Raw genomic sequence first — 24278 nt, 5'->3', positions numbered from 1 at the left:
TCAAATCATATTTGAGCCCAGCCAATGACAAGGTCGCTCGGAGACAAAACAATGGTATGGTCGCGCACATGAACGACGCCGGTGGAAATTTTACTTTCTCCAAATTTCACCGTCGTCGTTTTACTGCCTATACCGCAATGGATAGATTCAAGAGGAATTGAGAGCCCTCTTTCAAGCGCTTTTACACATGCCTCCTTCCGGACCCATGCCCTCAAAAACCCATTGCTGAATGACCTCCCCATTTTCAAGGCACGACGAAGCGCCAGGCGTTCGCTTGGCGTGCAATGGATCTCCGCCAGTTCCAGCACATCTTCAATCGGCCGTACCGTCTCGAGATCAACACCGATCTCCCGTTCACCGGACAGGCCGATGATGGCATATGCCCCCGAATAGCTGATACTGCTCCGTACATCGCGCCTTTCGACGAGATACGGCCTGCCGAACGCGTTGCGCACAAACTGCTGTCGGCTCGCAGGCAGGCCGAACTGAAACTCGATCAGCAACCGCAAGCCGGCATGGGCGGCGATATAGCGACTACGGAGCATATGGGTGCGAAAGCCTTGTGCCCTTTCCCATTCTTCTTCGGAAAGCAATTGGACAAGGGATGGAGACACCCTATCCGGGAGGTGTATCAGCCACATCGGAAAAGGCACTTCCGTCCGCCAAAGTCTGTCGACCTTTATGCCCAGTTCATTCAGCCCGAGGCATTCCGGCGCGGTCAAACGCTGATCACGTCGCGCGGCGCCAGAAACTTGCGCGGCACCAGTGAAGAGTGACGCAGAAAATCGATCAGAAGGTTAGGCGGATCGGGATCGTCTGACCCACGCACCATATGTTTTAAGCGTGAGAAGATATGCGCGCCTATCCAGGCGAGGTCGGCTGCGATTCCGTAAAGTCGACCATGATTCTTCGTAAAATAGCGCCGTCGGGAATGAAACCAATAGGAAGGAAGGCGGCGCAATTTAATCTGTTTGCCCGTTACGCCCGTGCTCTGCCCTGCGATATGGAGCACAACCGCATCGGGCACATACCAGCATTCCCAGCCCCTGCGTCTGGCATGAAGGCAAAAATCCGTTTCCTCATAATAGAGGAAATAGCCTTCATCGAACCGCAACCCCGATTCCATTAACTCGCGCCTGACGACGAAGCTGGCGCCCGATACCCAGTCCACCTGTTCGCAGCGCCCTTCCATCCTCTTTAACGTCGAACTTTTCCGAAGCAGTCGAGATAATATGCCCCAACGTGCTCCCCGCTCGATCTCGCCCAGGATGCTCGGAAAGCGGAAGGCGAATGGCCACGGCTTACCGTCGCTTTCAAGCAGCGCGCTGCCTCCAATGCCTGCCGCGGGATGCGATCCCATGAATCGGGCAAGGCTCTGACCAGCCGTCAGCCGTACCTCCGTATCGGGATTGAGGAACCACAGCAGATCGGCAGGCGATGGCTGGTCCAAAGCAAAGCTTATCCCGAGGTTGTTGCCAGCGCCAAAACCACGATTCGCGCCCGCTCGAAGCAGCGTCACCCAATGCCATTCCCGATCCTGTATCACCGCTTCTATCAGTTCAGCCGATCCATCCTGGGAGTCGTTGTCGACCACGATCACCCGCATATTAGGAACATTCTTCCGCTCCATCTCAAGGCTGTCGAGACAGGCGACCACCAATGTCCGCGTACAGTAATTGACGATGATAACGTCAATGGTGGGCAGATTCTTGTGGAACGGCGTCATTCGGCGGCGACCTCCATGAAAGGGGACGCTTCCCGCGCCGTAAAACTGGCCTGCCGCTCGACTGAGGATACAGCGCTATCGATGGCCTCCTGGAACAGTCGCGCAACCGTCCCGACATGCGGATCCTGTAGCGCAGAGCTATGCCCACCGGGCACGGACACCACAGTGATGTCATCGGCGACCCGCCTGCCCCATCCCAGCGCATAATCGTTGTAAACGGCGCGATAGGCGATGTCCTCCTTTTGGCCATTGCCCTGCATCGCCTTGAAAAGCGTGACGCTTCCCCCCTCGAACATGCCCTTGGGCTGATGGAGCTTGTGCGCCACTTCATAGAGTTTGAGGAACGGGATGGCATCTTCTGCCTGGCCCAGGGCAACGGATGCCTCGGCCCCGGCATTGACCCTGCGTATGGCCTGCACCGTTCGTCGGTTACGCGCCTCCTGCCAACGGGACGAGATCTCCCATCTTGCTGCGTTGACCGTCCTGCGAACCAGGGATGGAAGCAGCAACATCGGATTGCTCTCTCCCGCCAGCGCGCGAATACGCTGGAGCCGTATACGCGTGATGTAAAAAGACCGCTTGGCCAGCGCGACGTCCGCAGCATCAATGATACCGACAAATGCAACAATGTCGCCACCATCCTGCAATTGCCTGGCCATCTCAAAGGCTATGACACCGCCCGCGCATAACCCCGCCAACAGATAGGGGCCGGTTGGCTGAACCGTCTTCAGCCGTTCGATATAGTTGGTCGCCATTTCGCTGATCCGGGTGTGGGCAAAGCCGCCCTCCAGCGTGCGAAGTGGTTCAATGCCGTAAATCGGGCGCGACTGATCGAGCCTCAGCGCCAGTCCGCGATAGAGCAGCGTCTCGCCCAATCCGTCATGCACGAAGAAGATCGGTGTCAGCGAGCCACCGTCGCGAATGGTGACCAGGTCGCGTTTTGCCGGTACGGCGTCTTCGCGCACGGCAACGGTCGCCCCTTCCACCGACTCTGGATCAATCTCGCGCGCCAGCGCCGCCACGGTCGGCGCATCGAGCAGCGCCGCAAGAGGGACGCTCTTTCCCACTTTCTTGCGAAGCCGGTTGATGAACTGCACCGCCAGCAGGGAGTGGCCGCCGAGGTCGAAGAAGTTATCTTCGCGCAGGATAGGATCGACACCCAGCAGGTCGGTCCACAGCTCTGCGATCACCTGTTCCATCGCGGTGACGGGCGCCTCGCCTTCACCCTCCCGCCGTTCTATCGCCACCTGTGGCATGGCCGACCGATGCGGCTTGCGCAAACGCTTGATGGCGCCGCCAAGGTCATAGGGTGAAATGAGAATATGCGGCCGGGTTCGACCAGCCAGCAACTGGTCGATCACCCTGATGCCTTCTTCGGGCAATATCCCTTCAAGCGCAGGTTCCGCACCATCCGCCAACGAGGTGGCTGGTTGGTCCTGCTTTTTCCGCATCGCTGACAGGTCGGAAATACGCATCATGGTGAATTCGTTGATCTCAGCCAATATCCGGCCCAACGGATCGGCGATCGTGATATCGAATGTCGCCGTTGCGCCGGAAGCTTCTGCCTGAAAACGATGACGCACATGACTGACGATTGCCGAAGGGAGCGGCGCGTGGATCGTCATCCATCGATAGGAAAAGGGCGCGAAAAAGTCCCGCTTGGGATCGTAACCGTCAATCAGCACCTGCGCTCCGGCGGTCGCAAGATCGAGCAGCGCGGGATGGAGCAGAACATGATCGCATTCCGCCTGAAAGGCGCGATCCAGCGAAAGGTGGAGCAGGGCCTCATCTCCATTCCGCGCAATCCGTTGGACATTGTCCCAGCGCGGTCCGAAATGAAGCACGGAACTGGCCTCGCTGCCCCGTCCCACCACCGCGGAACAGCGCGTCATCAGGCCATCAATATCCAGTGGCGCCGGTAGCTGGGCCATGGGCCGGGCGCAGCAATATCCCACCGCATGTTCCACCCATTCACCCGTTGTGCCCAGTTCCCGTCCCAATATGACAAAGCGCCAGTCACTGCCCACGCGGCGGCGCAAATGAACGCGCAGTTGCCGTGCCGTGCCATCCTGGACAGCGAAGGGTGTCAGGAACGTCACGTCGGACAAGGTGATGGGCAGCGGGTCAACCATCCCATAGGCCGCACGTGCCAGTTCCAGATAGCTTGTTCCCGGCAGGAGCGCGCCGGTTCCGTTGAGCCGATGCTCGTCCAATATCCAATGCGTTTCGGGGGAGAGCGTTGCCGACACGACATATTCGTCCACCGACAACATGTACAGCCGCTCTAGGAAGGGATGATCGATCATGACCCCCTCTCCCAGATCGTCGGAGAGACCAGATGCGAGATTTACAGCCCTGCTCAACCCAGCCGCCATGCCGACCTCCCGCCATTGGGTCCATCCAATGGACATGACCCGTGTGACGGGATCGTCCCGCCGCGACTGGGCATAGGCGTCAAGAAAGGCATTGGCGGCGGCATAATCCGTCTGCCCCGGCATGCCCGCAAGCGCGCTGACGGAAGAGAAAAGCATCATGAATTCGACCGGATGGCCGGCAAGCGCGGCCTCCAGCGCAAGTGTACCCTGGACCTTGGGCCTCAGCACCGCGTCCATCGCCGAACGGGTGCGGGTTTCAAGCAGTCCATCGTCGAGCACACCGGCGGTATGGAATACGCCCGTTATAGCACCCAGCGTCTCGACAACGCTGCGGATCGCCTTGCCCAGGGAATGCGGATTGGCGACGTCCGCCACGAACAGTTCGACGACCGCCCCACTCGCCTCCAGGGCAAGAACCCGCAGGATCTTGTCCTGTACGTCTTTCGCCACCTGTACGCTGGCAAGCAGATCCGTCCATTGGTTGCGGGGGGGAAGCGCCGTGCGCACCAGAAGGGCGATGCGTGCGCCTTTCGTTTCCGCCAGATGCCGCGCGATCATCAGGCCCAGACCGCCAAGTCCCCCGGTGATGAGGAACACATCATCCTCTTCGACAGGCGGCATGATCACGGGGCCGTCGCTTTTTCCGATCGCTGCGGGCTGATAGTCCAATACCCAGCGCTCGCCACCCCGATAGCAGATCGGCCTTGCCTCCCACGGCCCCGCCAGTTCCGCCAGCAGCGTGTCGGCCAGTTCCCCCTGCGCCCGCCGGTTGCTCACCGGAGACAGCATCACATCGATACAGCGGATATGTGTCTTGGGATATTCCGTCGATATCACGCGGGCGGCGCCGATGGCAGTCGCCTTTGCGGGCATCAACCCATGCTCCTCCACGATCCGCTGCGCATGATCGCTGAGCAGCGCCAGTTCGACACAGGCATCCCGCTGCCGCGCAAGTTCCGGCACAAGCGCGGTAAGGCTGTAGAGGCCCATGTCGAGTAGCCTGTCCGTCGCGACCGTCCGCCCCTTCGCCTCGCCGGTCAGCAGCCAGCAATGGAATATCTGCGCGGGCAACCGTCCTTCCGCGCCCAAACAGTCGAAAAGATGGGCATAATCGCACGGGTTCGCAGGATCGATACTGAACCGATCCGGGGAATGGCGGCGGAAACGGTTGCCCGGACGGACAATGACCACGTCGCGTTTCTCACTGCGCAGTCGCTCGGCAATGCCCGCGCCAAGGCCCATATCGTCTTCCAGAACCAGTGCGGGACCCTCGCCGATCGCCCTGTCGGGCAGAGCGGTGCGGTTCCAGACCGGCTCAAACTGCCAGTCGCTCGTGTCGGCCTGCCGCGTCAACGCCTCCATATCGTCCTGCGGCGCAAGGTGCATGGTCCCCGGCTCTATCCAGTGCCTTTCCCGATCAAAACCATAGGTCGGGAGGGGCAGTCGCAGCCGCTGCTGGCCGGACCAGAAGCCGTCCCAGTCGAGCGTCACGCCCATCGCCCAGAGCTGCCCCACCGTATCGAGCCAGAAGGCGTCGTCGGCGACCGCCTGATCGGGGTGCCGCAGGGAACTGGCGAGGGGTTGTTGACGCGCGCGATCGGGATGTTGTCGGGCAAGGCTTGCCATGCTGCGACCGGGACCGATCTCCAGCAGCAATTGATCGGGATCGTTCAGCAGGCATTTGAGGCCGTCCATGAACCGCACCGTTTCACGCAGGTGCCGAACCCAATATTCGGGATCGGTGACCTCGCGCCCGGAAACCCACCCGCCCGTCAGGTTCGAGGCGAAGGGGATTTGCGGTGCCTTCAGCGGGATCGACTGCATCAGTTCGCGAAATTCGGGCAGGATCGGATCGAGCATGGACGAATGCGCCGCGACTGAAATACGCACGGCCTGTGCCTCGATCTCCCGGCTTTGCAGTTCCTCCTGAAATCGGTCGATCGCATCGGCTGGCCCGGACACGACGCACAGGCCCGGTGCGTTGATCGCCGCGATGGCGAGTTCGGCGGGCAGCAGCGGGGCCAGTTCAGCCTCGCTCAACGGCACGCTCAACATGCCGCCCGCCGCCGTCGTTTCGAACAATCGTCCCCGTGCGGAAACGATGCGCAATCCGGCCTCAAGGTCGATGACGCCCGCAATATGGGCAGCCGCATATTCGCCCGAACTATGACCGATCATCCCCGTGGGCTGTACCCCCAGCGACATCCACAGGCGCGCCAGCGCAGTCTGGATAATGAACAGGGCTGGCAGGGCGATGGAGGGCCGCGCCATTTCAACCTCCGCCTGATCGCTGTCGGACGGGACAGGGAACAGCCAGCGACGAATCTGTCCGATGCCGATGCGCTCGGCTGTGGCAAGAGCGCTGTCCACCTCCTCGCGAAACCGGGCTTCTGTGTCATACAGCCCGCGCGCCATATTCACATGCTGGGGTCCAGCGCCGCAGAAGAGGAACGCCACTGGCCGGTCGGCGACACAGGGAAGCGGGGCCGTTCCACGCGGCCCCTCCGCCTCCAGCTTTGCAATGGCATCGGCAATGTCATCCGCAACCACGAACTGCCGACACGACAGAGGCTGCCGCCCGATATTGAGCGTATAGGCGACATCCGGCAGGCTGGTCGTCCTGTCCGCATCCAGATGCCGACCCAGCGCCGCACCAGCATGCGCCAGCGCCGTATCCGACTTTGCGGAAAGCATCAGAAGCTGGCGCCGCCGGCTCGGCCCACTTTCGAGGCGAAGGGGCGCCTGTTCCAGCACGAGATGCGCGTTGGTCCCGCCGACGCCCAGCGAGCTGACGCCCGCGCGTCGCGGCCGGGATTCAGCAAGCCAGGGCACATGTTTCCCAGCCACGAAAAACGGGCTGTCCTCCAGCGCGCAGGCCGGATTGGGTGCGGTGAAGTTGAGCGTCGCTGGCAGTTCGCCATGATGCAGCGCCAGCGCGACCTTGATGACGCCAGCGACGCCAGCCGCCGTGTCCGTATGGCCGATATTGCCTTTCACAGAGCCGATGGCGCAAAAGCCGACGCGATCGGTGGACTGCCGGAAAGCGCTGGTCAGTGCAGCAACCTCGATCGGGTCGCCGACAGGCGTACCGGTGCCATGCGCCTCGACATAATCGATCGTATGTGCATCGACACCGGCGATGGCGAGGGCTTCGGCGATCACCTTTGCCTGACCGTCGACGCTGGGCGCCAGATAGCCGACCTTGCCTGCACCATCATTGTTGATCGCCGACCCGCGCAGCACGGCATAGATGTGATCGCCATCGGCAATGGCATCGGCAAGGCGACGTAACACCACCACCCCGACGCCGCTGCCGAACACGGTCCCCTGCGCGTTTGCATCGAACGGCCTGCAATGCCCGTCGGGCGAGAGTATCTCTCCCTCCTCATACATATAGCCCTGACGGTGCGGCAGTTCGATCGATGCCCCGCCCGCCAGCGCCATGTCACACTCGCCATTGAGCAGGCTCTGCGCCGCCATGTGCATGGACACGAGCGACGTGGAACAGGCGGTCTGTATGTTGATGCTCGGCCCTTTCAGGTCGAACAGATAGGAGACGCGGGTCGTCAGAAAATCCTTGTCGTTGCTCGTATGCCGCAACAGGAACAGGCCGACATCGCGGACCAGTTTGGCGTTGGTCAGCAAATTATAGGGCATATAGGCATTATGCCCGGAGCCTGCGAACAGGCCGATCTCTCCCTTGAACCGCTGCGGCGTATGGCCCGCATTCTCCAATGCTTCCCATACACATTCCAAAAAATGGCGATGCTGGGGGTCCATGATCGCCGCATCGCGGGGGCTGAGGCCAAACAGCCCCGCATCGAAACATTCCATGTCCTCCAGCGGCGCGCCCGAACGCACATAGCCGCCCTTTCGCAACAGCGCAGGGTCGACGCCCGCCGCGATCAGGGCTTCGTCGGAATAGCGCTCGATCGCCTCGCGCCCTTCGCGCAGCAAGGACCAATAGGCGTCCAGCCCGCGCGCCTGCGCGAAGCGGCAGGACATGCCGACGATCGCAACCGCATTGTCCAGGCCGTCCTGACCATCGAAATTACCGGCATTGGGATCATGATACATGAGCTTAGCTCCGCAAGAGGGGCTTAGTTCCGCAAGAGGATACGAGTGGCGCTTCGGCGTTGCAGGGCCGCGCGTCGGTCACGCGCCCTGTCCTGCCCCTCCTGCGCGGCGGCCGGTTGATCGCTGGAGCCGGACAAATGCGCGCTGAGGGTCGCAACGGTGGGAAAGCGGAAGATGTCGGTGAGGCCGATTGGCAGGTCCACCAGGGCGCAAAGACGCCGATGCAACTGAACCGCCAGAAGCGAATGCCCCCCAATATCGAAAAAATTGTCGCCCGGCCGGATATTGGGCACCTGCAACAGATCCTGCCAGATGGACAGGATCTGCGCCTGCATGGGACTGGTCGGCTCGATGCTGGAGTCGTCCCCATGTTCGGCAACGGGCAACGGTGCGGCATGGATATCAACGGCAGGAAGGGCCGCGCGATCGATCTTGCCATTGGGCGTGCGCGGCAGCGCGCTCAACGTCACGAATGCCGCCGGCACCATGAAATCGGGCAGGCCGCACCGCAGATGGTCGCGCAGCATGTCCGCGTCCGGCGCCGCAGGTCCCTTAGCGGCCAGATAGGCCACTAGCCGCGTCACGGCGCCTTCGCCGCGCGCGATAACGACAACCTCACTAACCTGCGGATGATCGGCGAGCGCCGCTTCAATCTCTCCAAGTTCGATGCGATAGCCGCGTATCTTCACCTGATGGTCGAGGCGCCCAAGGAACTCCAGCGTTCCATCGGCGCGCTGGCGGGCGAGGTCGCCGGTGCGATAGGCGCGGCCTTCCGCCAGGACCGGATCGACGACGAAGCGCTCCGCCGTCAGTTCGGGTCGCCCCAGATAGCCGCGCACGACCCCCGCGCCACCGATCACCAGTTCGCCCGGCGTGCCGGGACGCACCAGTTGCAGGCGGCGGTCGAGAATATGGATCTGCTGGTTCGCCAGCGGCCGCCCGAGCGGAGGCGCGTCCTTGCCGCTTTCCAACTGGTGAACAGCAGACCAGATGGTCGTCTCGGTCGGTCCGTACATGTTCATCACGCTTCCGCCGACCAATGTCGTCAGATCATCTGCAAGCTGCGGCGGAAACGCCTCCCCGCCGACCATCATTCGGCGCAGCCCCCCCAATTGTCGGCGCGACGCCTGATCCGCCGTCAGCATCTGCGCCAGCGAGGGCGTGCATTGGAGGTGGGTTACGCCATGCCGCGCGATCAGGTCCGGCAGGCTCATTTCCTGAACACCCGTCGTGTCCGACACGCGCTGGCGCACCTTGTTGAGCAGCGGCAGGCTATCGAGCGTCCTGTCGGTGTCGATGCCGAAATCGATCAGGCAGCCAATCTCGTTCACGCCAACGCCCCGCAATTGCTCCACGAGCCGCGCGCAATCCTCCACCGTGCCGAACAGGCCGCTCGTCTCGAAATAGCGCTCGAACGCATGATCGAGCAGGGCGTCCGTCTCTTCCGGGCTTAGGTCGGCCAGATCGATCTGCTCGATCGCCTCGCTGCCCGGAGGACGTTTGAAAGCTGGAAACGACCAGGCATATTGTTTGAGCAGGCTGGTCGACGTGCGCAGATAGTCGATCAGCGGTTGGCGCACGATTGCCCGCACCGTCTCCGCATCCTTGCCGACGAAACTGTGCAGCATCAGCGTGACATGCCCTTCGCCCGCATGCCCCGCCTGGGCACGTGCTTCCCGGTAGATCGCAATTTTTTCGGCAACCTCCTCGACGCTCTGGCCCAGCAGATGGGTCAATATCGACGCACCGGCATGGCCCGCGGCGGCAAAGCTCGCTGGATTGCCCGCCGTGGTGATCCAAAATGGCAGCTCGGGCTGGACCGGGCGCGGATAGACGGACAGGGCGACATCCTTGCCGAGCGGTCCGGGAAAACTGCGCGCTTCCCCGCGCCACAAGGCCCGGACATCGGCGACGGAGCGCATCAACGCGCCCTGCTTGTCAGCGAATGCGCCCGTGTTGAGGACGAAATCATCGGGCTGCCAGCCGGACGCAAAAGCGATCCCCACGCGGCCGTTGGACAAGTTGTCGACCACGGCCCATTCCTCGGCAATGCGCAGCGGATGGTGCAGCGGGGCCACGACACTGCCCGCCCTTATGCCGATCCGCGATGTGACGGCGGCAATGGCCGCAGATGTCACCGATGGGTTGGGATATAATCCGCCAAATTCATGAAAATGCCGCTCGGGCGTCCAGACCGCGGCGAAGCCATGCGTGTCGGCAAAGCGCGCGCCCTCCAGCAGAAGGCGATACTGATTCGCACCGCTGGCGCCATCGGCACTGGCGAAATAGAAGAGACTGAAATCGACCGGCCGGTCCGCAACCGGCGCTGGTACGTCACCACGCACCTCCCGATCCGTGGCGATGACGACATGATAGCCCCGCGTCAGCGGCCAGCACAGTTCCAGAACCGAAATGTCGAAACTCAGGCTCGTGACCGCCAGCCATACGCCCTCCGGTTCCAGCTTCCGGTCCATCCCCGCAAAGAAATTGAGGACGTTGCGATGTTCGACCATCACCCCCTTGGGCTTGCCGGTCGATCCGGACGTGTAGATGACATAGGCAAGATCATGGGGCGCCGCGCCGCCATCGAAGGGGGTGGCAGGCATGGCATCGAACCGTGCCCGCTCCTCGTCCATGCAGATGATGGTCGCCTGCGAGGGCGGAACATCCTCCGCCAGCGCCCCTTGGGTCACGACCACCGTCAGCCCTGAATCCTCGATCATGTGCGCCAGCCGATCGCGTGGATAAGCAGGGTCCAGCGGAACATAGGCACCCCCCGCCTTATGGGTCGCGAGCAGGGCGATCACGACATCCACCGATCGTTCGAGATAGATTCCGACCAGCACGTCCGGCCCCACGCCTCTCTCCGCCAGATAGCGCGCCATCTGGTTGGATCGTGCGTCGAGTTCGGCATAGGTGAGCGACCGACCACGCGATGTCACTGCCGTCCGGTCTGGCGTGCGCATGGCCTGCTCAACGAACAGCCGATGGACAGCCTCGCTCTCCGAAAGGGGGGGGGGCGACAGGGGGGCGGTGGTCGCGTTCCATTCGTCGACCACGCATGTGCGTTCCGCCGGGGACAGCAGTGGCAACAGGCCAAGCACGCAATCGGGTTCGGCCTTTGCCGCTTCCAGCATGGCGACCAGGCCGAGCCACAGATCGTCCACATCGGCTGGATGCAGCCGGTCGGCGTCAAATGACCAGCGGCAGGCACTGCCATCTTCGCGAATGGCCACGGCCAGAGCTGCGGCGGGGACCGGCTGGGCGTCTTCCAGCGAACGGACCATCTGGACCGCTATCGGATAATCAGGCGCGTCGCCGCCGCGCAATTCCGGGCTACGGCCAATCAGGTCACGCCCGACGCCTATGCGCTTGTGCAGAGCACATAGCTCGCGCATCACCGATTCCTTGTGCGTAGCCAGCGGCAGGCTCCAATCGATCCGCAGGTGCATCGGCAAATGGGGCAGGAACCAGTCCTGCACGCCCTCCAGCCTCGCCTGATGCACTGGATCGCTATAGGTCAGCTCTACCGTATCCCGATCGGAAACACGCGCCAGATAGGCGGTAAAGGCGGCAAGAATGTCTCGGCCAGACCAGCCGCACGGCAAGATACGATCCTGAATGATCGGCGATGCCTGCGTCTTCAAGGCAGGCGTTCGAAACTGCGGCAACTGGAGCGGATCGCGCGCAGCGAGACGCTTGCGCCACCAACCTTCGTAGCAACCGGCGGCAGCATCCATCTCCCCCAGCGTCCGGCGATGCTCTTCGTCAAGCATGAGGAATTTCGCACCCGGCAGGGCATTCAGGCGATTGACCGGCGTGCCATGAAGATCGGCGATCCGCAGGATGCGAAGATCCTGACTACCGGTCGCGACGATGCAATCCGGGCCGTTTTCAATCAGGGTGCCGGGTTCCTCTCCTGACTTGCTTGCCAGAATTTCGACCTGCTGGATCGCAAGGGCCAGGCCATCCAGCATCGTCTTTGGTCTGGACAGTGGATTATGATGGCTACCGAAATCGAGCGCCGAGACAAGCCGCGCTATCTCCAACGCTGACGCGCGCCAGTCGATCACCGCCGCCGCCGCAGGCCGGTCGCGCCGCCCGAAAAGTTGGTCCGGCGCCGACGCCTGCGGGATCGCCTGACGGACATGCAGATCGATATCCGCCGCAATCCGCCCGAAACTGCGCAGACCGGCCTCAAAACATTTCATGTTGAGCGAGACGGCACTTTCCCCGGCTTCGATCTCGATCGTTTCACTCGCCAGGATCGCGCCGCCATCGACCGCCTGCGTCATCAGATGCCAGGTGATGCCATGGCGCACCTCGCCAGCCAGCAGCGCCCAGACAGGCGTATTCAGCCCGGCATAGGCAGGAAGCGGACCATCATGGAAATTGATGGCACCAAGCCGCGCCATGGCGAGCACAGCGCTCGACAGGACGGACAGATTGGTGATGCTGAACAGATAATCGACCATGCCCAGATCGGCGGTCAAAAGATCGCTCGCCTGGTCGAAGAGACGCAATCCGCTGCGCCTCGCCCAATCAGCGGCCGGCCCCTTCCCCGCGACCACGGCGACTATCTCATGGTGCCGATCCTGCAACAACTGCGCACAAGCGACCAGCAGCGTCTCGTTCCCGATCAGCACCGTCCTAGGACGGACTGATTTCGGCGCGTCCGGCCGATCCGGCATCGACATCGATGTGAGTCCGCCAAAATCCTGCCTTGCCGATCCGTCCATGGCGTTCTCCTTGTGAAGACACCGTAAGGGAGGTCAGGAGGCGCGCGCTATTTCAACAACCCAGTAGGCAGATTTGGGAGGGTGATTGGCCCGCCCGTTTAGAATGGGCTATTTATGCGCGATCAGCCGCCGCCGACGGTCCCAGCGTAATTCGATCAGGGCACTCGATCCGTGCGTATCCACTGCCTTTGCCGACGCGTAACGAACTGGACAAAAATCGGCAGCTTCCAGATTATGTAGCGGGCACTCGCAACGATGTTTCGCCATGGCAGCAATGCGCGTCCATACTGTATCCATGCCACAAAGAGACCCGCCGCCAGCGCGAAATCGCATAGGAGCAGAATGACTACAGGCGTCGCCAGGCCGCCGACCGCCAGGGCCATGCCTGTCATCACCCCTGCTGTCAGAGTCAGCAATATGGTAGGCGGAATGATCTGGTCCAGCGCGAGGAATATCCAGCGGGGTCGGCCAAGCAGCGCGATCTTGAGCAGGCCCGGCACGAACATGTGCATCGACTGCATCATTCCATGCTCCCACCGTCGACGCTGGCTCGCCGTACCGCCCTGCGAGCTGGCCGGGCTGAGAAAGGTCGCAGTCTCGTCGAATGTCACGCGCGTTCCGTCGAGGAGCAGCCGCAACCCCATGTCGAGATCTTCCACGAGCGAGGAGCCGGACCAGTCGATTCGCTGGAAGACGGACATCGGAAACGCCATGCCCGATCCCTGCAACAGCGCCACCCCGGCCAGTCGCCGCAACGCGATCTGGCGGATCAGGTTCTTCACCATGAAGGCGTAACACGACATCTGCACCACCGGCGTAGCCTCCGGTGGCGGGGTCAGCAGATAGGCGCCCTGCACGACCGCATCGCGCGCTACGGCCGTGGCGACCAGCCGCCACAAGGCGCCGGGTTCGGGCGAACAGTCCGCGTCAACGATGATGACGACAGCCAGGGCAGCGCCATGCAAAAACGGGTCGCTCGCCATGAAGGCGCGACCGAACTCCAGCGCATGGCTTTTGCCGCGAAGGGCCGGGTCATGCCTCTCGATCACGCAGGCGCCCAGCCGTTCGGCGATCGCCGCCGTATCATCGGTACAATTGTCGGCCACCACGAGCAGCCGGTCGCATGGACGAAGCTGCGCCAGGACATCGGCGACCGACCGCTCTATCCCGGCGGCTTCATCATGCGCGGGCATCAGCACCATGAAGGGCGGAACGCTGGGCGTTTCCACCCGTCCAGGCGACGCCAAAGTCCCGACGAAACATTCGAGCGCCAATATGCCAACAGGAAGCGCCACGCCAAGACAGACCAGCCAGAGAAGCATCGTCATCATTCTGCCTTTTTCGTCACCGGGTCTTTCGCAATCGGACCCTTCCGCAATCGGAGGAGTGACGCGCGCATTCAGTTGTTCCTGCGGCGCTGCAATGCGGGAGGCAGCCAGTCGGCTTTCAGGTGATGCAGCAGGATCTGCCAGTCGCGCTTGTCGCTCGTCCCGGGGCGACGCCGGAAATCGGTCGTGCGCTCGATCCCCGGACGCGCAGCCGGCGCAGCAGTATAATAATAGGTCGCGATGGACCGACGAGAACGGTCGGGAGGACAGAGCAACGGATCAGGATGGCCATGAAAAGTATCGCGGGCCGTATTGAATATGACCGCCCTGCCCAGAACCGGCAGAACCTTCTGCTCCGCCGCCTTCATATGGCGGTCCCATAATTCGAGGGCGCCCCCGTAATCATCCTCCCAGTCCTCGTTCAGATAGATCAGCAGGTTGAGGCGACGATCGAGCTTCATCACGTCATGATGCGGGAAGTCTGCATGAATGCTGAGATGCCCGCCCCGTTTGATTTCGTGAAGGCCCGCGCCGGCATGATAAGGATCGGGAATCAGGCCCTGTATCCCCGTCAGATCTGAAAGAAAGGCGAGAAAAGCGCGCGAATTAAGTTCCGCAAACAACATACGCGTGACGAGTCCGTCGCACTGGTCCGGCCGGAACTGGAATTTCAGCCTCTCCTGATCGCGGTGGAAGCAGCTATGGGTTGTACTGTCGGGAAATTCCGTCAGCACCTGGCGAAGCATATCGGGATCAAGAAAATCATCCATGACGATATGGGGAAAGGGGGCCGCATCGCGATAGCTCGCCGCCAGCAGCTGTCCTGCGACACTGCACTGGTCAAAGTCGAAACCCCTGTAACCGCCGTTACCGGTAAAGTTGAGCAGCGCCATTTTCCCCTCGCGGATCTCCGGCCATGCTTGCCTAGTGCCGGTCCAGTAAAACAGCGTGAATAAGGCGCCTCTCCCGTCGTTGGGGCAAGACATGGAAATCCCCTTGGGAGTTCTCATGATCGACACGCCCGGTGCTTCCCTAATAGATATGTCCTGCTCAATCCTGCGGAGGCGTCTCGGGTGCATCCATATTCTTGTTCACCCGGTTGGTCGTCCCCGGACGATGCCGAAGTCTCTGTCGGCTGCACACAGGCAGGCCGATGAGGCAGAACGGCCTATCGCTTCCCGCCTTCCCAATAACGAACAGACGGACATTATGGCGCCGCATGGTCGATCTGGCGAGCCGGGACACCAACATCGTCGTCCTGTTCGTCATCGTCAACAATCTGCTGCGCGCGGTCAGCAGCGTGATATTGACCCGATTGCTGATGCCCGAAGTCTTCGGCATATCCGGCATTCTTTCCTCTATCGCCTTTACCGCCGCGATGATGTCCGACCTTGGCTTCCAGACTTTCGTCGTTCGTCATGAGGATGGCGACAAGCCGCGTTTCCTCGACACGATCTGGACGATCGCACTGCTCCGTTCGGCAACGCTGACGCTATTGTTGATCCTGCTTGCCCAACCCATCGCCACAATGCTGGGCAAGCCCGAGTTGGCGCCGCTGATCGCGGGCTATTCGGTGACCTTCATGATTGACGGGCTGGCGTCGCTAACCCTGCTCACGGCGCTTCGGAACCGGATGATCCTGCGCCTTTCGCTGCTGGAACTGGCCGTCGCCATATTGCAGATCGTCGTGGCCACGCTGCTTGCCTATCTGTGGCGCAATCCCTGGGCTATTATTGGGGCGTTGCTTGCCAGCGCGGCCTTCAAGTCGCTGCTCAGCTACCTGATGTTCAGCGACTCGATACGCCGCATCGCCTTCGACCGGACCTATGCCCGCGACCTTTGGCGTTTCGCACGCTTCGTCACGGGGTCCAGCATCATCACCCTGCTGCTGATGCAGAGCGACAAGCTGCTGTTTGCGCGACTGATGCCACTCGACGCGTTCGGCTTTTATATACTGGCAGGCAATCTTGCCTCTGGAGCGTTTGCCTTCACCAGCGCCTATGCAAGCCGGGTACTCTATCCCACCTACGCGCAACTTTGGCGGGAGGGATACGCGGACCTTCGGGAACAATTTTATGCCAAGCGCCGGCTGCCGTCGCTGCTTTACAGCTTTTGCACCGGCGGGCTGATTGGCTGCGCACCGCTGGTCATCGCGATCCTATACGATCCGCGCTATGCCGATGCGGCGCTCTATCTGCGCCTGTTGATGCTCATGCCCCTGTTCATGCTGGCATCGAACGCCGCAAACGAAACGCTGGTCGCTACAGGGCGCATCCGAGCCACATTCGAGGCCAATGTCGTCAAGCTCCTGTGGCTCGCGGTGGCCGGGCCGATCAGCTTCGTCACCGAAGGCATATTGGGCCTCATCCTTGTTTTTGCCATCATGGAAGTGCCCGCCATGGTCTTCAAATGGATGCTGATGCACAAGATCGCGCTGCTCGACTTGCGGCAGGAACTGCTCTTCATCGGTACGGCTTTTGGCGGCATGGTGGTCGGCGCGGCTGGCGACCTGATGCTCCATCCCCTCTTCGCCTGAATATATTCAAACCGTCGCCATCACCGCGCGGTGGGAAAGCGCGTCGGTCTTGACGCTTCCCAGAAAGGCCGCCGCCAAACCGAACAGGATGAACACGAATACGGCCGGGCGCGTACCGAAAGAATTGAAGAACAGCATCTCCAGGGTCATGCCAAGGCTGGCGAAGATGAAGGTCGCTGCTTCTCGCCTCTCATACGCGCCCAATACCGCCGGACGCGCCCGCCAGACCGACCATGTATAGAAGAGGAAGGGCGCGACGAAGATCACCAACCCGCCGATCCCGGACATCAGCAATATCCAGAGGTAGCTGTTGACGAAGTCGATGATGCCCTCGCCCTGGCGTAGATCGGCGAGCCGGATATGGAGTTCAGGCACCGAATAACCCAGCATCGGCCGATCCAGAAAAACCTCAAGCCCCCTGTCGAAGAGCCGTCGCCGATAATCGGAAGAATCACTGGAATCGCCCGACAGACCGATGCTTTCCGACACGTTGGGAGAGATGGTGGCGGCAAGCAACAGCATAGCGAGGCCGATAGCGACGGTGCCCCCCTTCGTGATGATCGACAGATACCGACGGCGGAACAGTTCCGACAGCATCATGCCAAGGATCAGCCCGATCCACGCCCCGCGCGATTGCGGCGCAAACAGTCCGGCCATGGTAACCGCCAGCAGCAACAGATGATGCCAACTCGATCGGAAAAAGGCGCGGCACAGCCAGAGACAGAGCATGCAGATGGCCAGCACCATGGCGACCGAGGTTGGCTCGGTAAAAGGTCCGGCCGCACGCAAATAGCCTGCCCTTTCCTTGACGATCAACAAGGTCGGAAGATGGAAGTTGGCGTAGAGAATGTTATAGATCGGCCAGCCTTTTAAAAACTCATAAAAGAGCAGGCTAGCCAGCGTGACGCCGCCGCAGCCTATCCAGAGCATGGCGACGCGTACTTCCTCCAGCGTCCGCACGCCCCGGCTCACGATGTAATAGGGAAGGCCAAGGTCGATCACGACATTCAGCGATGAACGCAGAAGATGAGAGAAGCTCGTATCCCGCGCCAGCGCCGCGCCGACCAGAAAGATGACGGCGCCGGCGGCGATATCATGATGGATATGTGGCTGGGCCTTGCGCTTGTCGAGGAAGATCGTGGCACTGGCGCCGAACGCCAGCGCATCGAGCACGCTAAAGTCGAACAGCTTGAGGGGACCGATCATGACCGGAATATCCAGTCCCGGCAACAGCAGCAGGCTGAAGAGGTAAACTGGCACGATCATGGCGAATCGACGCGCTATCAGCGGAACCCCGATCCCCAGCAACGCAAACAGCAGCCAGATATTGCCAAGCGACCAGGCCAGGATCGGCATAGCCATCGTGATGACAAATGTACGCCACGCCATGTCGCGCCGGTGCTGCGGCGTCACGCAGAACAGGAACAACGCAACCGCCGTTACACTGATGACCACGACATGCATGGCGGGCTTTATGGCAAGATAGGCCTCTAAAACCAGGCCCCCGCAGAGCAGGAACAACAGGATCAGAAAAGCGAAACGCATCAGCGATACTTCTTGAGGAAATGCTGGACCGCCTGCATTTTCGGCGCTTCGGCAAGGGGTTGCCCACCATATTCCAGCAACCCCCATGATCCATGTTCGGAAATCGGGGTTGTCGAGGCATAGAGGGCGAGTTCGCCGCCCATCTGCTCGTTCCAACGGTTGAGATAGCTGTCATACACGGCGCCCATGCGGGGATCGCGCTGGATGGCGTGGGCCAGTACCATGTCCTTCGTCACCAGATGCTGGCCGCCCTCATAGGTAATGAACCGTTTGCCATATCGTCGCGCCACCATTTTGTTGCGTTCTGCAAAGGCAAAGGCATCGTCGATCGCGCGGGGCATATGCGCAAACACCCGGTCGCTTTCGCCCGGACCATAGCCGTCCAGATCTATCCAGATATAGGGCGCCGTTGCCAGCGCATCGACCCACTCGGCGGTATCTTCATGGCCCAATATGATGTCGGCCAAATCGGCATTGGCATTCTGGCTTGCCGCGACCCGGACCAGATGACCCGGCCGATCAGCAAAGACCTGAGACCATATTTGCATGACGATCCGCAGCTTCTGGGCGTAGCGGAGCATCTGCGCCCGTCCGGGATCGCCCTTGGCCAGCTTCATGACCTCCCCTTCCCGCCGCGCCTGTTGCGCGGCGTCGAACTGGTCGTTCCAGACCTCATTGCCCAGTTCGACATAGATGATTCTGGCGGGATCGAGCCGCTGGTGCACCAGTTGCGCAAAATTGCGGATATAATCGGCATCGGCCCGATAGGGCATCAGGAACCAGGGATCGGTCTGCGTGCTGTTGGCAAGGTCGATCATATCCTCGATCGACGCACCGGCAGGTCCGACCTGGGAACTGTTGTCTGGCCGCGTCCTGTCTGCCCAGCGTACCGCGGCATTGTCATTTATGCGCTGCCAATCGAGGAAGCGTATGAAGGCGAACTGCTTCACGAAGGACAGGAAATCCGGATGGAAACGCTCTTCCTCTGGCCGGTCCACTTCGCGGCAATCGATCGCGCGCACCGGATCGGCACTATCGGTCCGGGTCAGTTCGATCCACGCCGCCTCCTGATCGGCCCCCGTGGGGGCAAGGTCGAGCAGCAGCCACTGGTTCCCCCGTTCGCCTATTGTCGCCACGCCACCGGCTTCGATCAGCCCCTTGCCATCATAGCGGCAACGCACGACCGTTGGCCGATAGGGGGCTGGCGGCAATATCAGGGGACGCGGTGCGGTCTGTCCGGGTTTCAGGGATCGCACCCATCCGCGATCGTCGAGTTGATCGGCGGGAAAGACTGACCAACCCGCACCATGCGAGGAAAACCATTCGCTCTGGCTGAGGAGGTTGGTGAAGACCTGTTGACGGTTATAGGTCGCCGGCCCGAACAGGTTGATGCCCAGCTTCATCTTCTCCCGCACTGGCGCCTCGACCTTCTCAAGCCTTTCGCCTGCGGCCTCCGCGATCGGCCCCGGACCGCCATAAAGCGCAACGCCCAGCGCCGCCGCCGACACCAGAAAAATCACTCCGCGAAATGCGAACCGTTTCAAAATGGTAAGCGCGTCATGGCTTGGCATGGTCGCGGCGCCAGCGCTGTTCGATCGGAAATATCAACGGCCCATCGACCAGATAGCGTTTCCACATGCGGCGCGGATTGGCGCCCAGACGAAACAGCCATTCCAGTCCCAGGCGCTGCATGACCAGCGGCGCACGTTCCTGAACACCCGTCAGGAAATCAAGGCTCGCCCCGACGCACAGACCCACGCCAGTGGCACGCCCCGCTCGCCCGACCCGATAGGCCAGAATTTCCTGCTGCGGTGATCCGACGGCCAGAAAATGATAACGAGCGCCCGAATCGACAAGGAATCGCACCGCTTTCGTCACCTCGACGGGATCGTGGATGAAGCCCATGGGCGGGTTATAATGCCGCACATTTCGCAGGCCGTAGCGCTCACTCAATTGCGCAATGAGTTCGGATCGACCGCCCAATATCGCGATCCGATCCTGTGGCTGGACCACCTGTTCGAACATCTGCCGCGTCAAGTCGCTGCCTGGCACGACCGGCAGCGCAAAACCGACCCTTCGCGCCAGCCGTGCCAATATACGGCTGTCGCACAACGTCATCCACGCTGCGCGATAAGCGGGCCAAAGGTCGGAACGCTGATGTTGAAGCCGGACGATATGATCGACGTTGGGCGTGACGACATAGGCGAAGGGCGCGTCAGCCGGCCGCTCCTCGATCGCCTCGATGACCGACATCGTGCCGCTTGCAGTGAAGGCAACGTCGATAAACTCGACGCGTGGCGCATCTGCGCGCGCGCGCGGCGGAGACCAACGCACGGGAATGGGCGTTGTGGCACTGCTGAAGCCATGTTGGGCCAGGGTCATATCCGTTCAGCCTTTCTGTCCTGCTGCCTATGCCTGAAAGCCGCCCTTTTGGGCGTGCTCCGGACCATCTGTCCTCCAGGCCCGAAGTCGCATGGTAAGCGCGGCGGACGCAGGAAGTCTGCTCCCCTAATGCACTGGGGATTTTCCCCATCGCCCGCTTTTCTGGCCATATTCCTTCCCGAAATTCCCCCACATCCAAGACGGGAATGACAAAGGCGGAAGGGAAGCAGCGAATGTCGGGAAAGCGCTCCCCCCGATAGCTTGGGCGATGAGCGATCTGGGAGTCGGCATGATGTTCGCGAATCAAGGAAAAATGAAGAGATGTCGGCGACAGGGAAGCCACATGGTCCATGGCTGCCAGATGGCGGCCCTGGCCCTGTTTCTGGCCCCGGCGACGGCAAGCGCACAACTCGGAGCAGCGTCTGCATCTGCATCCACCGCCGTCACCAGCCGCTACAGCGTGAATGCCGGGGACGAGTTGGACATCTTCGTATGGGGCGAGGAAAGAATGCAACGGTCCGTCCGGGTTCAACCGGACGGCACCTTCACCTTCCCGCTCGCAGGCACCATCAAGGCACGCGATCGCAACGTAACCGACATCGCCGCCGAAATCCGCGAACGGATATCCAATAATTACCGCTCCACGCCGCCGGACGTCACGGTAACCGTTCGCGATGCGATCGGCATGCGTTTCTATATCGTCGGCAAGGTCCGCACCCCTGGCAGCTATACCAGCGGTAGCGCCATCAACATCCTTCAGGCGTTGAGCCTCGCGGGCGGCCCGGCGGAGTTCGCGGACCTCAAAAATGCCGTCGTTCTGCGACAGACGACCGCAGGGCAGGTTGTCGAGCCGGTCCAGCTCGCACGGCTGTTGAAAGGTGGTCGCGCCATGGAGGCCGGCACCCTCGGCAAGCCACTGCCCGTTCTACAGAGCGGTGACGTCCTTGTGGTGCCATAAAAGTGCTGGCCTGTTACGCATTCTGGCGGGTTCCGCAGCAGCGGCAGCGGCAATGGTCGGCGCGGAATGCGTGGCCCAGCCACGCGTACAACTGGCTCTCGACCAAAGTGTATTCCTCTCTGAAAACCCCTTTCTCCTTTCGGACGAGGATCCCGGTTCCTCGGCCCTCGAAGTGGCGGTCAGACCGCAGCTCGACTGGCAGGTCGGCCATGCGACATCGCTCGAAATCGCAGGCGCCGCGCGGGTGCGCCAGTATCAGCGCCGCTATGGTGATTTCGTGACGGGCCGGGTCGATGCAAATATCCGGCACCGGGACAGCGAGTATCTCTCCCTGCACGGGACTCTGGGCTATGTCCGGGAGCTACCGACCGACGCGCTTACCGGCAGCCTGGACGCCGTTTTCGAGACACGCAGCGTCCGCGAAACGCAATCTGCCCGCTTCTTTGCCGACTGGTCGCCCGATGCGGTCACGACGGTGAATAGCGGCATTGGAGCGATCCGGACGCGCTATCCCGGTTCGTCCCTGCTCCAGACGACCAAGGCCTATGATTTTTCCATCGGCCTCGCAAAGCGCCTGAGTGCTCGGACCACGGTGGGGATTCAGGGACAGGTCGCGGTCAGCCAGGGCGATGAACTTGGATCGCGTACCGCAAAGACCCTGCAACTGACCGCCACCCGAAGACTGGATGAAACATGGCGCGCCGATATTCGGGCGGGCGTGGAATGGGCGGGTATGGCCGACCCCTTCGACGGCGGGCGTGGCCGCGAGAGGCCGCGTTTCACCGGTTCCGGAACATTATGCAATGAGTCGGTGCGTTTCATGCTCTGCCTGGCGGCGGCGCTGCGCAGCGAAGTCAGCGCGCTTACCGGCCTGCGACGCGAATGGACGCTTGGCGCCGATGCCGACTGGCGCCTCAGCGAATATGGGACGCTAACCCTGACCGGCGACTATCGAAAGGCCAGCGGCGGGCCGATGCCGATCGACTTGTTTCGCCTTTCCGCCGCCTATGAACACCGGTTGAGTCAGCGGTTTTCGTTGAAGGGCGGCGTCGATTATCTGCGCCGCAGCCAGGTAGGGGACGATCGGATCGGCGCGACTATTGCCCATGTCACCCTGACTTTCAGAGGATTTCGCTGATGACGCAGAATATGGAGCCGGAGGGCCTTGGCATTTATCCCGGCGAGATATTCGCCATGCTGTACCGGCGCCGCTACTGGCTGGTTGCCCCCATCATTGCGGGCCTGCTGATCTCCATCCTTCTGATCGCGCTGCAAGAGCCGATGTACAGGTCCTCGGCAACACTGCTGATCGACACCCAGACCATTCCCACGAGCGTCATTGCTTCCCCCCTCACGAACATCGCGAACGAGCGGATCGGAAAGATAGGGCAGCAGATCAAGAGCCGGGAAAGCCTGACGGCATTGATCTCCCGCCACGATCTCTACCGGGAGGAGCGGGAAGAAATTGCCCTTCCCGATGTTCTGGAATTGATGCGCCGCGCCATCTCGGTCGAGCTGGTCGGCGCCGACCAGGGCGCGCAGGGCCAGGGGAACACCATCGCCTTCACCCTGTCCTTCACCTACAAGGATGCCCGCATCGCGCGAGCCGTGACGACCGACCTCACCCGCATGTTCCAGGTCGAGGACAAGCGATTTCGCACGACACAGGCGACCGGGACCGCCGCTTTCCTGGGCAGGCGGGCGGACGAGTTGCAGCGCCAGCTCACGGGCCTCGAAAACAAGCGCCGCAATATAGAGGCGCGATATGCCGGAGCGCTACCCGAGCAGGTTGCGCTCAGCGCCCAGGCGGGAACCGCGCTGCGAGCCGAGCTGTCGCGGATCGATTCGGAAACGCAGGGGCTGGGCCAGCAGACCAGCCTGCTTGCCGCGCGCGCCAATGAAACCGCCAGCACGCCTACGGCCGGGCTGGATGCCCTGCGCCGCGCCGAGGAACGGCTCGACCAACTTTCGGCTACCTATTCGGACAACTATCCCGAGGTAATTGCCATGCGCTCAACGGTTGAGCGCCAGCGTGCATCGCTCAACAGGCCGGATGCCGGACGCGGGACTAGCGTGATCGAGCGGGAACTTGCCGCCGGTCACATGCGCATCGCCACGCTGGCCAGTCGCCGGTCGGAACTGGTCTCGACGATTGCCGGCATGGAACATCGCGCCGCCCAGGCGCCTCAGGCATCCTATGAACTCAACATGATCGAGCGGGACTATGACAATATCAAACGTCAGTATGAGTCCCTTCGTGAAAAGCAGCTCGACGCGCATGTAGCGGCCAATCTGCAATCGGAGGACAAGGGAGAACGGTTTTCCGTCGTGGACGAACCGAGCCTGCCGCATGAATCGCTTAAACCGAAACCATTGCTCATGCTGCTGGGAGGAGCAATCACGGGCGCGGTGCTGGGGATCGCGGGCATCATCGCCTATGAACTGCTACGTGGCAACATTCATGGCGAAGGCACGCTGACTCGCCTGATGGGCGTGCCACCCATGGGCGTGATCCCGGAGATGGCGCCCGAAAACGGCCCGTCCTGGCCCAATGGCCGTTTCGCCAGATGGCTCGATTCACTGCGGCCACGCCGAACCATGGAGCAATGACC

The 24278-nt window shown here is 61.6% G+C and carries 13 protein-coding genes; 4 read left to right on the top strand and 9 right to left on the bottom strand.

Features of this window, described 5'->3' with window-relative positions; genetic code table 11:
• Window positions 1-5: 5 nt before the first annotated feature.
• From WFR25_RS07660 to WFR25_RS07635, 6 genes are all read right to left on the bottom strand, one after another.
• Window positions 6-722, bottom strand: a complete 717-nt coding sequence (locus WFR25_RS07660) for a 4'-phosphopantetheinyl transferase family protein (protein ID WP_336969899.1) — start codon at window positions 720-722, stop codon at window positions 6-8.
• Window positions 719-1726, bottom strand: a complete 1008-nt coding sequence (locus WFR25_RS07655) for a glycosyltransferase family 2 protein (protein ID WP_336969897.1) — start codon at window positions 1724-1726, stop codon at window positions 719-721. The genes WFR25_RS07660 and WFR25_RS07655 overlap by 4 nt, the downstream gene beginning before the upstream one ends.
• Window positions 1723-8178 (bottom strand): type I polyketide synthase, encoded by a 6456-nt coding sequence (locus WFR25_RS07650; RefSeq protein ID WP_336969895.1) that lies wholly within the window; start codon window positions 8176-8178, stop codon window positions 1723-1725. Before WFR25_RS07650 ends, WFR25_RS07655 begins: the two co-directional genes overlap by 4 nt.
• A gap of 23 nt (window positions 8179-8201) precedes the next feature.
• The gene (locus WFR25_RS07645; protein WP_336969893.1) at window positions 8202-12917 is read right to left on the bottom strand and encodes a MupA/Atu3671 family FMN-dependent luciferase-like monooxygenase; all 4716 of its coding nucleotides are present in this window, start codon (window positions 12915-12917) and stop codon (window positions 8202-8204) included.
• A 155-nt stretch (window positions 12918-13072) separates the two neighbouring features.
• Window positions 13073-14248, bottom strand: coding sequence for a glycosyltransferase family 2 protein (locus tag WFR25_RS07640; protein WP_336969892.1), 1176 nt, complete (start codon window positions 14246-14248; stop codon window positions 13073-13075).
• Window positions 14249-14316: 68 nt separating this feature from the next.
• Complete coding sequence (locus WFR25_RS07635) at window positions 14317-15231, bottom strand: 2OG-Fe(II) oxygenase (RefSeq protein WP_336969890.1); 915 nt, start codon at window positions 15229-15231, stop codon at window positions 14317-14319.
• Window positions 15232-15464: 233 nt separating this feature from the next.
• Here WFR25_RS07635 and WFR25_RS07630 point away from each other — a divergent pair, with 233 nt between their 5' ends.
• Window positions 15465-16781 (top strand): oligosaccharide flippase family protein, encoded by a 1317-nt coding sequence (locus WFR25_RS07630; RefSeq protein WP_336969888.1) that lies wholly within the window; start codon window positions 15465-15467, stop codon window positions 16779-16781.
• A gap of 6 nt (window positions 16782-16787) precedes the next feature.
• Here the strand turns inward: WFR25_RS07630 and WFR25_RS07625 are convergent, their stop codons facing one another.
• From WFR25_RS07625 to WFR25_RS07615, 3 genes are read right to left on the bottom strand one after another with little or no spacing between them, the layout of a single operon-like run.
• Window positions 16788-18326 carry an O-antigen ligase family protein gene (locus WFR25_RS07625; protein WP_336969886.1) on the bottom strand — a complete coding sequence of 513 codons (1539 nt, stop codon included), beginning with the start codon at window positions 18324-18326 and terminating at the stop codon, window positions 16788-16790.
• Window positions 18326-19897, bottom strand: coding sequence for a hypothetical protein (locus WFR25_RS07620; RefSeq protein WP_336969885.1), 1572 nt, complete (start codon window positions 19895-19897; stop codon window positions 18326-18328). The genes WFR25_RS07625 and WFR25_RS07620 overlap by 1 nt, the downstream gene beginning before the upstream one ends.
• Window positions 19884-20708: a WecB/TagA/CpsF family glycosyltransferase gene (locus WFR25_RS07615; protein WP_336969883.1), complete on the bottom strand. Its 825-nt coding sequence runs from the start codon at window positions 20706-20708 to the stop codon at window positions 19884-19886. The genes WFR25_RS07620 and WFR25_RS07615 overlap by 14 nt, the downstream gene beginning before the upstream one ends.
• Window positions 20709-21051: 343 nt before the next feature.
• Between WFR25_RS07615 and WFR25_RS07610 the strand changes: the two genes are divergently transcribed.
• From WFR25_RS07610 to WFR25_RS07600, 3 genes are all read left to right on the top strand, one after another.
• A complete protein-coding gene (locus WFR25_RS07610) occupies window positions 21052-21666 on the top strand; it encodes a polysaccharide biosynthesis/export family protein (protein WP_336969881.1) in 615 nt (204 codons plus the stop codon).
• Window positions 21667-21838: 172 nt separating this feature from the next.
• On the top strand, window positions 21839-22804 hold the full coding sequence (locus tag WFR25_RS07605; protein WP_336969880.1) for a hypothetical protein: 966 nt from the start codon (window positions 21839-21841) through the stop codon (window positions 22802-22804).
• Complete coding sequence (locus WFR25_RS07600; protein WP_336969878.1) at window positions 22804-24276, top strand: GumC family protein; 1473 nt, start codon at window positions 22804-22806, stop codon at window positions 24274-24276. The genes WFR25_RS07605 and WFR25_RS07600 overlap by 1 nt, the downstream gene beginning before the upstream one ends.
• The last annotated feature ends 2 nt before the right edge of the window (window positions 24277-24278 follow it).

The sequence above is a fragment of the Sphingobium aromaticiconvertens genome (assembly GCF_037154075.1).
GTDB lineage: Bacteria > Pseudomonadota > Alphaproteobacteria > Sphingomonadales > Sphingomonadaceae > Sphingobium > Sphingobium aromaticiconvertens.
Note: the sequence above shows the minus strand (reverse complement) of the source record. Positions and strands in the feature narration are given on the sequence as shown.

Excerpts from the sequence above, each read along its gene's own strand:
- WFR25_RS07640 (WP_336969892.1), bottom strand. The coding sequence starts at position 14,248 with ATGATGACGATGCTTCTCTGGCTGGTCTGTCTTGGCGTGGCGCTTCCT.
- WFR25_RS07650 (WP_336969895.1), bottom strand. The coding sequence starts at position 8,178 with ATGTATCATGATCCCAATGCCGGTAATTTCGATGGTCAGGACGGCCTG.
- WFR25_RS07655 (WP_336969897.1), bottom strand. The coding sequence starts at position 1,726 with ATGACGCCGTTCCACAAGAATCTGCCCACCATTGACGTTATCATCGTC.
- WFR25_RS07615 (WP_336969883.1), bottom strand. The coding sequence starts at position 20,708 with ATGACCCTGGCCCAACATGGCTTCAGCAGTGCCACAACGCCCATTCCC.
- WFR25_RS07600 (WP_336969878.1), top strand. The coding sequence starts at position 22,804 with ATGACGCAGAATATGGAGCCGGAGGGCCTTGGCATTTATCCCGGCGAG.
- WFR25_RS07630 (WP_336969888.1), top strand. The coding sequence starts at position 15,465 with ATGGTCGATCTGGCGAGCCGGGACACCAACATCGTCGTCCTGTTCGTC.
- WFR25_RS07610 (WP_336969881.1), top strand. The coding sequence starts at position 21,052 with ATGGTCCATGGCTGCCAGATGGCGGCCCTGGCCCTGTTTCTGGCCCCG.
- WFR25_RS07620 (WP_336969885.1), bottom strand. The coding sequence starts at position 19,897 with ATGCCAAGCCATGACGCGCTTACCATTTTGAAACGGTTCGCATTTCGC.
- WFR25_RS07625 (WP_336969886.1), bottom strand. The coding sequence starts at position 18,326 with ATGCGTTTCGCTTTTCTGATCCTGTTGTTCCTGCTCTGCGGGGGCCTG.
- WFR25_RS07635 (WP_336969890.1), bottom strand. The coding sequence starts at position 15,231 with ATGTCTTGCCCCAACGACGGGAGAGGCGCCTTATTCACGCTGTTTTAC.
- WFR25_RS07645 (WP_336969893.1), bottom strand. The coding sequence starts at position 12,917 with ATGGACGGATCGGCAAGGCAGGATTTTGGCGGACTCACATCGATGTCG.